9 protein-coding genes and 3 rRNA genes are annotated in these 14,325 nt (G+C 44.0%); 1 reads left to right on the forward strand and 11 read right to left on the reverse strand.

The window, feature by feature from the left end:
* Positions 1-470: 470 nt before the first annotated feature.
* Positions 471-929: a tRNA-uridine aminocarboxypropyltransferase gene (locus AABA11_RS13250; RefSeq protein WP_338268663.1), complete on the forward strand. Its 459-nt coding sequence runs from the start codon at positions 471-473 to the stop codon at positions 927-929.
* Here AABA11_RS13250 and AABA11_RS13255 read toward each other — a convergent pair.
* The 11 genes from AABA11_RS13255 to AABA11_RS13305 all read right to left on the reverse strand — a co-directional run bounded on the left by AABA11_RS13255 (position 919) and on the right by AABA11_RS13305 (position 14,271).
* Positions 919-1,626 carry a fumarylacetoacetate hydrolase family protein gene (locus AABA11_RS13255; protein ID WP_338268665.1) on the reverse strand — a complete coding sequence of 236 codons (708 nt, stop codon included), beginning with the start codon at positions 1,624-1,626 and terminating at the stop codon, positions 919-921. The genes AABA11_RS13250 and AABA11_RS13255 overlap by 11 nt on opposite strands.
* 29 nt (positions 1,627-1,655) lie before the next feature.
* Positions 1,656-2,294 (reverse strand): cupin domain-containing protein, encoded by a 639-nt coding sequence (locus AABA11_RS13260; protein ID WP_338268666.1) that lies wholly within the window; start codon positions 2,292-2,294, stop codon positions 1,656-1,658.
* Between the two features lie 255 nt (positions 2,295-2,549).
* Positions 2,550-3,521: a porin gene (locus AABA11_RS13265; protein WP_338268668.1), complete on the reverse strand. Its 972-nt coding sequence runs from the start codon at positions 3,519-3,521 to the stop codon at positions 2,550-2,552.
* Positions 3,522-3,941: 420 nt separating this feature from the next.
* On the reverse strand, positions 3,942-4,526 hold the full coding sequence (locus tag AABA11_RS13270; RefSeq protein WP_338268670.1) for a DUF2058 domain-containing protein: 585 nt from the start codon (positions 4,524-4,526) through the stop codon (positions 3,942-3,944).
* A gap of 127 nt (positions 4,527-4,653) precedes the next feature.
* On the reverse strand, positions 4,654-4,863 hold the full coding sequence (locus AABA11_RS13275; RefSeq protein WP_024024079.1) for a cold-shock protein: 210 nt from the start codon (positions 4,861-4,863) through the stop codon (positions 4,654-4,656).
* Between the two features lie 576 nt (positions 4,864-5,439).
* Positions 5,440-5,554 (reverse strand): 5S ribosomal RNA (gene rrf / locus AABA11_RS13280).
* Between the two features lie 235 nt (positions 5,555-5,789).
* Positions 5,790-8,679: ribosomal RNA gene (locus AABA11_RS13285) — 23S ribosomal RNA — on the reverse strand.
* Between the two features lie 350 nt (positions 8,680-9,029).
* A 16S ribosomal RNA gene (locus tag AABA11_RS13290) occupies positions 9,030-10,569 on the reverse strand.
* The 16S, 23S and 5S rRNA genes sit together here, the layout of an rRNA operon.
* Positions 10,570-10,981: 412 nt before the next feature.
* The gene (locus AABA11_RS13295) at positions 10,982-12,154 is read right to left on the reverse strand and encodes a sodium ion-translocating decarboxylase subunit beta (RefSeq protein WP_338268676.1); all 1,173 of its coding nucleotides are present in this window, start codon (positions 12,152-12,154) and stop codon (positions 10,982-10,984) included.
* A 19-nt stretch (positions 12,155-12,173) separates the two neighbouring features.
* Positions 12,174-13,985 (reverse strand): sodium-extruding oxaloacetate decarboxylase subunit alpha, encoded by a 1,812-nt coding sequence (gene oadA, locus AABA11_RS13300; RefSeq protein WP_338268678.1) that lies wholly within the window; start codon positions 13,983-13,985, stop codon positions 12,174-12,176.
* 37 nt (positions 13,986-14,022) lie between these two features.
* Complete coding sequence (locus tag AABA11_RS13305; RefSeq protein WP_338268680.1) at positions 14,023-14,271, reverse strand: OadG family protein; 249 nt, start codon at positions 14,269-14,271, stop codon at positions 14,023-14,025.
* Positions 14,272-14,325 lie beyond the last annotated feature (54 nt).

The raw sequence follows: 14,325 nt of genomic DNA on the forward strand, positions 1-14,325 counted from the left end.
CATTTGACGTATCCAGAATAGCCATTCGATCAGGCATTAGTTTCAGGTATTGGCTTCATTGAGCTTATTTGGATAAATTTTTGATTAACAGAAGTCTCGTAAATACTAGAATATCAAAAGCATTTAAGGCTTAGTTAGAATGCTTTGAGCTAAATTTAAAGAGAATACTGAGTTGGGCTAAGAAGTAAGAATAGAATTGCGTTTTTCCGCTGCATCCTTGCAGCACGGGGTCTTCCTAGAAAGCGACAGAGCCTCCATCCTGGAGGCATAGGCAAATCCATTTGCTCTCTGTCTGCTAAACAAAGTATTACAGTCAAATGACAGATACAAGCATTAAATAACAAATTAAGCGTTTGATTATAACCTTTTGCGCTCTAACTATTACGGGTGACCAAAACGCTTTTATTCCATTAATTAATATTATCAGTACAATACGTAAGTCTTTTAGAATTAAGATAAGGCTCTACTAAATGAATATATGGTTATTAACACATACTGAAGAGCTCAAAAAATCAACTGGCACAGGAAAAATAGTAAAAGACACTCTAGGTATGGCTTGCAAAATAGTCGAATGGTCAAGAGTCGCTCCAGACCAAAGAATATTAGATTTAGACCCTAATAACACTTTACTCGTTTATTCAAACAACGAAGCAGAAATCACATCTTGTGATAAAAGCCTATCTACTGTTCAAAATATCATCATCATTGATGGCACATGGCAACAAGCCCAAAAAATGTACAACAAATCACCATATCTAAAAAAATTTGGTCACTATGAAATCTGCGGTTTAAAATCCGTCTACAATAAGCGCAGAAACCAAAAAGCCTTTGGCCTCTGCACGGTCGAAGTAGCCATTTACCTACTTAATGAAATAAAGCACCCTTTAACATCGACATTACAATCGAAATTCGACGAGTTTAATCAGTAACATTTACTCGGATTTCTCCTAAGTGCTCCACCCATGCTGTCATTTCATCTCCCGCCATGACAGCACCAACATTTTCTGGCGTCCCCGTCATAATTAAATCTCCAGGTCTTAATTCAAATACATCAGATAGCTTACAAATCACTTCTTCGATCGACCAAGTTAGCTTAGAAATATGGCTTAACTGTTTAGTTAAACCATTTACCTGTAATCCTATTTCAGCATTTACAATCTGGTCCATAAGCGCATCGTTTTTTAGAACGATTGGACTTATTGGAGCAGACTCATCAAATGCTTTACCGACTTCCCAAGGCCGTCCCTTTTTCTTTGCTTGTGCCTGAAGATCACGTCTAGTCATATCCAAACCGACGGCATAACCTAAAATGGAGTCACCGGCTTGCTCTAGTGTTAAATTTCGACCGCCTTGAGCGATAGCAACAACAAGCTCAACTTCATATTCAAATTGATTAGATGCCATAGGATACTGAATAGAGATACAGCTTGAAAAACAAACGGGTACAACACAGGAAGCGTCTTTAGCGAAAAAAAATGGCGGGTCTCTTTCTGGGTCATCACCCATTTCTTTTGAGTGTTCTGCATAATTACGTCCAACGCAATATACACGGCCAACTGGAAATAATTTATCGCTATTTACGACAGGTAGAACTACTTTTTTTTGCTCTGGTACAATATATTCCACAAAAACCCCAACCTATAATGAAAAAAGCCTTAGAAGTGGCCTGATTTTATCCATAGAAAGCAGTCAGACTCTACGCTCCAATCATCCAATAAAAAGTTGGGGACTCGCAGCCAATCTCCCGATTTTAAAGACATATCAGCGTATTCTGCCCGCCCTGAAATAACAAATACCTCAACTGACGAGCCCAAGTCTAACTGATTTAAAACATGCTCACTATTTTGAATACGAACGAGCCATACACGTTCATCTAAATGTTCGTATAACGGCAATAATTCGGTACTTTTTGATCCCCAAATATCCGGCGTAGTTATGGAAACTTGATTTATATCGGAAATTTGGAATTGATGAAGCTTTACCAATAATAGGCACCCCTTAACACTAAAAGGTGCATGACTACTTCCAGGAGGGTTTCTAAAATAACTTCCGGCATTAAAGTCGCCTTTCTCATCGGAAAAAGTGCCGTCTAAAACCAAAATTTCCTCCCCTAAAGGGTGCGGATGTGGCCGAAAAATAGAGCCAGCTTGATAGCGAACAATGCTTGTTGCATGCCCTCGTTCCGCATCTTCTCTTGCTAAAAGTTTACGATATACTCCAGGCATTGGGCTGGCAACCCAATCTATTTTATCTGTCTCAACGAATACTCTTTGAGAAAAATCCATGTTAAGCATAAAAGCCCGCCAACCCATGTTAAATAATCAGTTTAACGGGTTGATCAAATAACAATCAAGTACTTATTAGCTTTGCATGACCCGTCGATAGGCATAAAAAAAGCACCAGATGCTGCCACCTGGTGCCAAAATGTTCCAACAATCTGCCTACAAGAGAAGAAATATGGAACCTTGAATGATCTTGCTTAACATAAGGCTCCCACCTTATTAAATAGCAGGAGCCTTAGAGTAAATAAAATCAACTATAAGAAGATCTTAGAAACCGTAGTAAACACCAACAGATGTCTTAGTATCTGTTTTATTATCATCGGCATTTTCAAACTTACCGACTTCACCGAAAACATAAACGTTTGAAGCAAGATTATAAGTTACGCCAGCAGCATATTCGTTAAACTTATCTTTACCAGCACCATCTTCATCAATATTTTCAAATGAGCCATACAGATCGCCATAGCCATAACCGTAACGAGCGGCTAAACCAAGGATATCTTGAGTATCTTCCGTTGTTTCGTATTTACCAGTAATAGACAAATTAGCCATAGGCGCTACAGTAACAGCTAAACCTGTAGTCGCTTTAGGATCTGTGGATGTGTTTTCACGGGAATCATAACCCAAAGCAACAGATACAAGATCTGTAGAGTATTTAACAACGCCCATTACAGATGTACCGTCAACTTCGTCATCGATATTATCTTCAGAAGTAGTATCACCTTTGACCTGAGCAGCAACTTGCACTTCAAAACCATTCATTGAAGGTGAGAAGTAAGCAATTGTATCGCCTTCAGATGTTTTTGATGCGCTTGTCATTCCTAGATATTCAAACTGATCAACGGAATCTTGAATCGCATTGTTGTAGATAGTGTCAAACGAACCAACCTGAACCTTACCAAAGTTACCTTTTAAACCAACAAAAGCTTGATCTAAATGCGATTGATTGTAACCACCTGTTGAACTATCGCCACCATTAGTATCCAAACGATCTTCTTTTTGATCTGCTTTAAATTCTAGTTCGTACTTGAAGAAAGCTGTTAGATCATCATTGATTTTTGTTTCACCTTTTAAACCAATGGTTGAGCCATTATCTTCAAAATCACTTCCTGCATCAGCGTCTGAGTATGCGTACTGAATGTTACCGTACACATCTACTGTAGAGCCTTCAGCAGCATGAACGGATACAGACGCAAGCGCAGCACTTGATACCGCAATAGCAATAATCGATTTTTTCATTCTCGTTTCCCTTTTAATATTTAGCTTTCTTGTAGGCGCTTGATATGTGCAAGCAACAGACAATTAATCTAAACATTTTTAAATATTTAACAATCATATGCGAGATACTTGCATAAAGTATCCGCTATGTGTGCTTTTTATTTGAAAAAAACCAGAAAATAAGAATAAATTGAAAACTCGAAATATCTCTAAGAATAAAAATAATATATATAAATCAATATGTTAATAAATAATTAAAGGCAGGCAAAAGGGATAAATGTGCATGCTTTACCTGAAGTAAGCAAGAATATGCACGCCAAATGAAAGTTTATAGTCAACTATTACTGGAATAAACGATAAAAAAAGACAATTGATGGAAAAAGTCATACCTTACGATCGGAAAACTGAGAGGGAGCTTTACCCTCTCCGTTCAAAAAAGTGTTACCACATCAAATCATCAGGAATTTGAAAATCAGCATAAGGATCGTCCTCTATGCTTTCTGTCCTGTTATTACATACAAGCACATACGAAGGGTCTCGTTCGCTTATTTTTACCGCCACAGGTTCTGGAATGAATTCATACGCTAAATCCAGTTTAGCAATTGCTAAACGGCCGTAACTTAAATCATTGTGCATAGCCTGACTGACATAGAGTTTTTTAACTTTCTTCTCATCAGTAAAGTGATAAGCAATATCCCCGTCTTCTTTCTTAACTCGGTTCTGTTCTATCATTTGCCGAATTTGCCCCCGTATCGCTTTATCCTTTAGAAGGTTTTGACGCTCTAAATTTAAGATACGGTCTTTTTCTATTTTTTCTTCTCGCTGTAACTTCAGTTGCTGTTGACGTTCGCTGTCGTCTGCTGCTGTAGCCTTACCTTTTTTTACTTTCTGCTTATGTTGAAGCGCTTCTGCCTTTAGTTTTTTCACTTTCTTTTTATCGACAAGCCCAACACCAAGTAGCTGTTCTTGCAATGACTTAGCCCCCATGAGAATCCCCCTTTTATAAAAATACTCATCAATCAACACATAGCTAACCGATAAAATCGATTTTGGACATAGATTTAGCAATATTTAAAAACAAAAAAAGCGACTATAAAAGTCGCTTTTTAGCATTCGCAATGCTGAGTAAATCCTCAGCAACGTTCTCTCTTAATTAAAGAGGAGTAACGTTTTGAGCTTCTGGGCCTTTTTTGCCTTGAGCTACTTGGAATTCAACTTTTTGGCCTTCAGCCAAAGTTTTGAAGCCAGAAGTGTTGATTGCAGAGAAATGAACGAAAACGTCAGGACCTGAATCTTGAGTGATGAAACCGAAACCTTTAGTTTCGTTGAAAAATTTTACTGTACCAGTTACTACGTCAGACATGTCTGTTTATCCTGTAGGTTAAGTTAATTTATACGTGAATGTTAATCATCCACGTTATAGTGCTAAAAAAACTCGGTATTACTTATGACTTAACAGGACCGAACATACTAACGTACTATTCGCAACTCTGGACATAAATATTGCCAACTCTTTTAAACGAACTTGATTGTAGTCTGCTTAACACCATAAGGTCAACGATAGTTTTACATAAACTTCAAAAAGAGTGACATAAAATTATCGACTACACAGCCTTAACCAGAGTAAATAACGAAACTCCATAACAAGTTTTTAGCCTCTTAAAGTGAATTCGCCATTTTCAGCCAGGCGCATTTTGATTGATCAAAAGAACAAAAAGCCCTGACAGGATAACCTATCAGGGCTTTCTTAATATAAAGCTTGATGATGATCTATTTTCACATGCTTATCCCCTTGTGGGATGCTTATCCCCTTGTGGGATGCTTATCCCCTTGTGGGATGCTTATCCCCGTAGGACTACCCTCGGCGACGGTGAGGAGGTTTCCCATAACGAAAAAAACCCCACCCTGCATAGCAGGATGGGGTTTCTCTTTGTTTAAAGCTTGACGACGACCTACTCTCACATGGGATCTCCCACACTACCATCGGCGATGGCGCTTTTCACTTCTGAGTTCGGGATGGGATCAGGTGGTTCAACGCCTCTATGACCGTCAAGCAATTCGTTTTGCGTTTGTTCTGAGCTGCACTGTGTTGTGCGCTGACCTTTTAAGGTTAGCTTGACTCAAAACACGCGAATACGTGCTTGGATCTTTAACAATTCATTTTGAAATAGTGATAACCAAGTATCAAACCGATGCTCATCATTGCTGATGTTGTATCGTATCTGTGTCTTTGTCATTTTGATGATCTTGAGCTTTCACTCTCTTCATCTAAAACCACTTTGGTGTTATATGGTCAAGCCTCACGAGCAATTAGTATTGGTTAGCTCAATGCCTCACAGCACTTACACACCCAACCTATCAACGTCCTAGTCTCGAACGGCTCTTTAGGGGACTTATGTCCCAGTGAGATCTTATCTTAAGGGAGGCTTCCCGCTTAGATGCTTTCAGCGGTTATCCCGTCCGAACATAGCTACCCGGCAATGCCACTGGCGTGACAACCGGAACACCAGAGGTTCGTCCACTCCGGTCCTCTCGTACTAGGAGCAGCTCCTCTCAAATCTCAAACGTCCACGGCAGATAGGGACCGAACTGTCTCACGACGTTCTAAACCCAGCTCGCGTACCACTTTAAATGGCGAACAGCCATACCCTTGGGACCGGCTTCAGCCCCAGGATGTGATGAGCCGACATCGAGGTGCCAAACACCGCCGTCGATGTGAACTCTTGGGCGGTATCAGCCTGTTATCCCCGGAGTACCTTTTATCCGTTGAGCGATGGCCCTTCCATACAGAACCACCGGATCACTAAGACCTACTTTCGTACCTGCTCGACGTGTCTGTCTCGCAGTTAAGCGTGCTTTTGCCTTTACACTCTATGCATGATTTCCGACCATGCTGAGCACACCTTCGTGCTCCTCCGTTACTCTTTGGGAGGAGACCGCCCCAGTCAAACTACCCACCACACAGTGTCCTCGATCCGGATTACGGACCTGAGTTAGAACCTCAAACATACCAGGGTGGTATTTCAAGAGTGGCTCCATGCAAACTGGCGTCTGCACTTCAAAGCCTCCCACCTATCCTACACAAGTAGGTTCAAAGTTCACTGTGAAGCTATAGTAAAGGTTCACGGGGTCTTTCCGTCTAGCCGCGGATACACAGCATCTTCACTGCGATTTCAATTTCACTGAGTCTCGGGTGGAGACAGTGTGGCCATCGTTACGCCATTCGTGCAGGTCGGAACTTACCCGACAAGGAATTTCGCTACCTTAGGACCGTTATAGTTACGGCCGCCGTTTACTTGGGCTTCGATCAAGAGCTTCGCTTGCGCTAACCCCATCAATTAACCTTCAAGCACCGGGCAGGCGTCACACCCTATACGTCCACTTTCGTGTTTGCAGAGTGCTGTGTTTTTAATAAACAGTCGCAGCCACCTGGTATCTTCGACCGACTAGTGCTTACGGAGCAAGTCCTTCACACCGGCCGGCGTACCTTCTCCCGAAGTTACGGTACCATTTTGCCTAGTTCCTTCACCCGAGTTCTCTCAAGCGCCTTGGTATTCTCTACCTGACCACCTGTGTCGGTTTGGGGTACGGTTCCTGCATATCTGAAGCTTAGAAGTTTTTCCTGGAAGCATGGCATCAACCACTTCGCCCAAAAGAGGGCTCGTCATCAGTTCTCGGTCTTAAAAGGGCCCGGATTTGCCTAAGCCCTAAACCTACCGCCTTAAACACAGACAACCATCGCTGTGCTGGCCTAGCCTTCTCCGTCTCTCCATCGCAATATGCACGAGTACAGGAATATTAACCTGTTTCCCATCGACTACGCATTTCTGCCTCGCCTTAGGGGCCGACTCACCCTGCCCTGATTAACATGGGACAGGAAACCTTGGTCTTCCGGCGGGGGAGTTTTTCACTCCCCTTATCGTTACTCATGTCAACATTCGCACTTCTGATACCTCCAGCCTGCCTTACAGCTTGACCTTCAACGGCTTACAGAACGCTCCTCTACCATGCCTAGTAAACTAAGCATCCGTAGCTTCGGTGGCCAGTTTGAGCCCCGTTATATCTTCCGCGCAGGCCGACTCGACTAGTGAGCTATTACGCTTTCTTTAAAGGATGGCTGCTTCTAAGCCAACCTCCTAGCTGTCTAAGCCTTCCCACATCGTTTCCCACTTAACTGGCACTTTGGGACCTTAGCTGACGGTCTGGGTTGTTTCCCTTTCCACGACGGACGTTAGCACCCGCCGTGTGTCTCCCGTAATTGCACTCATTGGTATTCGGAGTTTGCATGGGGTTGGTAAGTCGGGATGACCCCCTAGCCCAAACAGTGCTCTACCCCCAATGGTGAGATACGAGGCGCTACCTAAATAGCTTTCGAGGAGAACCAGCTATCTCCGAGCTTGATTAGCCTTTCACTCCTATCCACAAGTCATCCCCAGCCTTTTCAACGGATGTGGGTTCGGTCCTCCAGTTAGTGTTACCCAACCTTCAACCTGCTCATGGATAGATCGCCCGGTTTCGGGTCTATTCCCAGCAACTAAACGCCCTATTAAGACTCGGTTTCCCTACGGCTCCACTAAACGCTTAACCTTGCTACTGAAAATAAGTCGTTGACCCATTATACAAAAGGTACGCAGTCACGGAACAAGTCCGCTCCCACTGCTTGTACGTACACGGTTTCAGGATCTATTTCACTCCCCTCACAGGGGTTCTTTTCGCCTTTCCCTCACGGTACTGGTTCACTATCGGTCAGTCAGGAGTATTTAGCCTTGGAGGATGGTCCCCCCATATTCAGACAGGATAACACGTGTCCCGTCCTACTCGTTTTCATGATTAAGGTGTTTTCGTATACGGGGCTATCACCCTTTACAGCGGCACTTTCCAGAGCCTTCTACTAACACCAAAACCACTTAAGGGCTAATCCCCTTTCGCTCGCCGCTACTTAGGGAATCTCGGTTGATTTCTTTTCCTCCGGGTACTTAGATGTTTCAGTTCCCCGGGTTCGCCTCCTCACAGCTATGTATTCACTGTGGGATACTCTACAAGTAGAGTGGGTTTCCCCATTCGGACATGTTCGGATCAAAGTCTGTTTATCGACTCCCCGAACCTTTTCGCAGATTACCACGTCCTTCATCGCCTCTGACTGCCAAGGCATCCACCGTGCACGCTTGGTCACTTGACCATATAACCCAAAATAGTTTTCTAATTCCCGACTCTAAGAAGAGTCAGTATTAAAACAACACTCAGATCACATACCAAAGGGCTTTTGTTCCCCTCTGGATTTACGATTTAGAAAGTCACCTAGGTTAAAGGTGCTTTCCACCGGTTTGACGCTTGATTATCGTCTATTTCAAAATTTGAATTGTTAAAGAGCAAGTTTAGTGCAAAGCACTAAGTCAGATGCTTGATGGTGAGACCATTCAAACCTCTTGCTTAGAACTCTGTGTCACTGCTTTTAAGATAGATATCACTATGAAGAACTCATAGCCATCAGATAATTTGTGTGAACGCTCACCAGAGGTTTCTATCGTTTAAGGAGGTGATCCAGCCCCAGGTTCCCCTAGGGCTACCTTGTTACGACTTCACCCCAGTCATTGACCACTCCGTGGTAACCGCCATCCCCGAAGGGTTAAGCTAGCTACTTCTGGAGCAATCAACTCCCATGGTGTGACGGGCGGTGTGTACAAGGCCCGGGAACGTATTCACCGTGACATTCTGATTCACGATTACTAGCGATTCCGACTTCATGGAGTCGAGTTGCAGACTCCAATCCGGACTACGACGTACTTTCTGGGATTCGCTTACTCTCGCAAGTTCGCAGCCCTCTGTATACGCCATTGTAGCACGTGTGTAGCCCTACTCGTAAGGGCCATGATGACTTGACGTCGTCCCCACCTTCCTCCGGTTTGTCACCGGCAGTCTCCTTAAAGTTCCCACCCGAAGTGCTGGCAAATAAGGATAAGGGTTGCGCTCGTTACGGGACTTAACCCAACATTTCACAACACGAGCTGACGACAGCCATGCAGCACCTGTCTCAGTGTTCCCGAAGGCACCAAAGCATCTCTGCTAAGTTCACTGGATGTCAAGAGTAGGTAAGGTTCTTCGCGTTGCTTCGAATTAAACCACATGCTCCACCGCTTGTGCGGGCCCCCGTCAATTCATTTGAGTTTTAACCTTGCGGCCGTACTCCCCAGGCGGTCTACTTATTGCGTTAGCTGCGCCACTAAGTCATTACAACCCAACGGCTAGTAGACATCGTTTACGGCGTGGACTACCAGGGTATCTAATCCTGTTTGCTCCCCACGCTTTCGCACCTCAGTGTCAGTATCAGTCCAGGGTGTCGCCTTCGCCACTGATGTTCCTTCCTATATCTACGCATTTCACCGCTACACAGGAAATTCCACACCCCTCTACCGTACTCTAGCCTGCCAGTATCGGGTGCCATTCCAAGGTTGAGCCCTGGGATTTCACATCCGACTTAACAAACCACCTACGCGCGCTTTACGCCCAGTAATTCCGATTAACGCTTGCACCCTCTGTATTACCGCGGCTGCTGGCACAGAGTTAGCCGGTGCTTCTTCTGGGGCTAACGTCAAGATAATTGGGTATTAACCAATCACCCTTCCTCACCCCTGAAAGTGCTTTACAACCCTAAGGCCTTCTTCACACACGCGGCATGGCTGGATCAGGCTTCCGCCCATTGTCCAATATTCCCCACTGCTGCCTCCCGTAGGAGTCTGGGCCGTGTCTCAGTCCCAGTGTGACTGGTCATCCTCTCAGACCAGTTAGAGATCGTCGCCTTGGTAGGCCTTTACCCTACCAACTAGCTAATCTCACGCAGGCTCATCTAATAGCGGAAGGCTCCGAAAAGTCCCCTCCTTTCCCCCTCAGGGCGTATGCGGTATTAGCATGCGTTTCCACATGTTGTCCCCCTCTACTAGGCAGATTCCTACGCGTTACTCACCCGTCCGCCGCTCGTCAGCAGGAGCAAGCTCCCCTGTTACCGCTCGACTTGCATGTGTTAAGCCTGCCGCCAGCGTTCAATCTGAGCCATGATCAAACTCTTCAGTTAAAAAGTTTGCTTACTCAAAATCTATTACACTAACAATAACTTAATCGACTCATCATTCCTAAAAACAACAAGCCAACATAAAGCGAATTGACGTGTTAGACGTTTCGCAAGACTTCAATTTTTTTGATCGCTCATTCACTAACAAGTAGTCAATATCGATCTTCTGAAGCCTCTAGCGAGCGCCCACACAAATTATCTGATTATCTATTTTAAAGAGCGTTGCCGTTACACTTAAGCCACTTCGTTTCTCTGTGAGAGTGAAGCCCTGTCCGTGTCAGCGAGGGCGTATATTAAGGATCTACAGATTTTGTGCAACCCTTTTTTTAATTAATTTTAAAATTAATTAAAAAACACCGAATACAAAAAAAGACACCGAAGTGTCTTTTTTCTGCATAGCACTCAATAAGCAGCACTAACCACCAACATAGCTCAGCATGACACCCGCAGCAACTGCAGAACCGATAACGCCGGCCACGTTTGGACCCATCGCATGCATTAACAGAAAGTTCTGTTTATTTGCTTCAAGCCCTACTTTATTTGCAACGCGGGCAGCCATTGGAACAGCAGACACACCTGCCGCACCAATCAATGGATTAATGGCATCCTGTGAGAATCTATTCATCAACTTAGCCATCAACACTCCCGCAGCGGTACCGATTGAAAAAGCAATCAGACCTAAACTTAAAATACCCAATGTCTCTAAATTCAAAAATGCTTCAGAGCTTAATTTCGAACCAACTCCTAAACCTAAGAAAATAGTCACAATATTAATCAGAGCATTTTGCGCGGTATCACTCAATCGATCAACAACACCACACTCACGCATCAAATTACCAAAACAAAACATCCCTAATAAAGGTGCCGCAGAAGGCAAAAACATCGCAACTAATAAAGTAACCACAATAGGAAATACAATTTTCTCTTTTTTAGTAACCGGGCGGAGCTGCTCCATTTTAATAGAACGCTCTTCCTTCGTTGTCAATGCGCGCATGATTGGAGGTTGAATCAATGGCACTAGCGCCATATACGAATAAGCCGCGACCGCTATCGCCCCCAGCAAATCAGGAGCCAATCGACTTGCAACAAAAATCGCCGTCGGACCATCTGCACCACCAATAATACCTATTGCAGCAGCATCAGCTAACGAAAAATCCATAATTCCTGAAGCACTTAGCAGAACAGCACCAATGACCGTTGCAAAAATACCAAACTGCGCAGCCGCACCCAGTAATAAAGTTTTAGGGTTAGCAAGCATAGGACCGAAATCCGTCATGGCACCGACACCCATAAAAATGATCAACGGGAACAGTCCTGTCTCAATACCGCCATGATAAATGTAATATTGTAGACCACCCGGAGAAACCATGTGCCCCGTTGCATCATAAACAGGCGCCGCCATAAATCCTGCACCTGGAATGTTTACAAGAACAGCACCAATACCAATTGGTAACAGCAAAAGTGGCTCAAAACCTTTCTTAATAGCCAAAAACACTAACAACAAACCAACACAGATCATCACGAACTGGCCAAATTCCAGCTGATAAATCCCCGTATCGTGATAGAGGTTTAATAGTTTATTTTCCATCTTCAATTGATCCCTTTAACTACAAAGTAAGAAGCGACTGACCCACTTGAACCGAGTCACCTTCTTTTACGTTAATAGAACCAACGACACCGGATTTAGGTGCAGATATCTCTGTCTCCATCTTCATCGCCTCTAGAATCATTACGGTATCACCTTCTTCAACTTGCTGCCCCGGAGACACAAGGACCTTGAAGATATTCCCCGCTAACGGTGAAGGAACATCAACGCCAGACGAGGCCGGAGACTCTGACGTCTGAGCTGGAGCCTGCTGCACATTAACAACGGGCTGAATATTACTAACATCTCCACCTTCCGAGACCTGGACAACAAAACTCTGCCCTGAAACAGAAACGGTATAGACGCTCGCTTCATTAGAAGACTCACTTCCTGAGGCCTGCTTATTCCCTGAGGCACCAACATCTGCAACATCAGCCAAGGCCGGAGCGGGCTCAAAAACACTCGCGTCACCACGATTTTGCAAAAATTTAAGACCTATCTGAGGAAACAAAGCATAGGTTAAAACATCGTCAATCTGATCATCAGATAATTCAATACCCTTCTCTTTTGAAAGGCCAATTAGCTCTTCAGTCAATTTGTTCATTTCAGGTGACAGCAAGTCTGCTGGTCGGCAGGTAATCGCTTCAGCACCATCCAGCACTCGCGCCTGCAGCTCTTTATTAAATTCTGCAGGAGCCGCACCATATTCGCCTTTCAAAATCCCCGCCGTTTCTTTTGATATCGACTTATAACGTTCACCCGTTAATACGTTTAACACAGCCTGAGTCCCAACAATTTGAGACGTTGGTGTCACAAGTGGGATCAAACCGAGGTCTTCACGGACTTTTGGAATTTCCTTTAACACCTCATCAAATTTGTCTGCTGCACCCTGCTCTTTCAACTGGCTCTCCATGTTAGTTAACATGCCACCAGGAACTTGAGCAATCAAAATACGAGAATCCGTACCGCGAAGAGAGCCTTCAAATTTCGCATATTTTTTTCGCACTTCGCGAAAATAAGCCGCAATTTCTTCTAGCAGCGCTAAATCCAAACCTGTATCACGATCCGTGCCTTGCAACGCCGCCACCACAGATTCCGTCGCACTATGACCATACGTCATGGACATGGAGGAAATGGCCGTATCAACTCGATCTATACCGGCCTCAATGGCTTTTAGAATCGTCATATCCGACAAACCAGATGTAGCATGCGCATGCAATTGCACTTCTAGCTGGGTTTGAGCCTTCAATAAACTAACCAGCTCAAAAGCATCATATGGCGTCAAAATGCCAGACATATCTTTTATCGCAATAGAGTCAGCCCCCATGTCCTCAAGCGTTTTGGCATAATCCACCCAATTTTTAGTGGTATGCACCCGGCTCTTGGTATAGGAGATAGTTCCCTGAGCATGCTTACCTTGTTGCTTAACTGCTTTAATGGCTGTCTCAAGGTTACGAGGGTCATTCATCGCATCAAAGATTCGGAAAACATCAACCCCATTAAAGGCTGCACGCTCAACAAATTTATTCACAACATCATCAGCATAATGACGATAACCAAGCAAATTCTGCCCACGCAACAACATCTGCTGCGGTGTTTTTGGCATCGCTTTTTTTAGCTCACGAATTCGCTCCCAAGGATCTTCACCTATAAAACGAATGCAAGAGTCAAACGTCGCACCACCCCATGATTCAAGAGACCAAAAGCCCACTTGGTCGAGCTTTTCCGCAATTGGAAGCATATCGTCAATACGCATACGCGTCGCAAACAAGGATTGATGAGCATCTCGTAAAACGACATCAGTGATGCCAAGAGGTTGCTTTGTTGTTGTCATGTTTCAGCCTCAGAAAGTTAGGAAAGGTAATGTGTATTTAAGGTTTTTTACTGTTTCTATGCTGATGAACAGCAGCGGTAATAACCGCTGTCATTTGTGCATCCACACCAGAAGAAAGCTTTTGCGAAGTTGGCTTTGACGCTACAACAACAGGCATTTCAGGAAAGACATAATTTAGCAACCGCGACATGTAACCAGTCGCAAAAATCAACACCACTAGAAACAGGAACACAAACCCCATCCCCAGCACCATCAACCCTACACCATCTTCCAGTAATCCATTCATAGCTTAGTTACCTTTTATCTCACCTTGTTTGTACAGATCTTATGTGATCAGATG

This window comes from Marinomonas pontica, assembly GCF_036322735.1.
Taxonomy (GTDB): Bacteria; Pseudomonadota; Gammaproteobacteria; order Pseudomonadales; family Marinomonadaceae; genus Marinomonas; species Marinomonas pontica.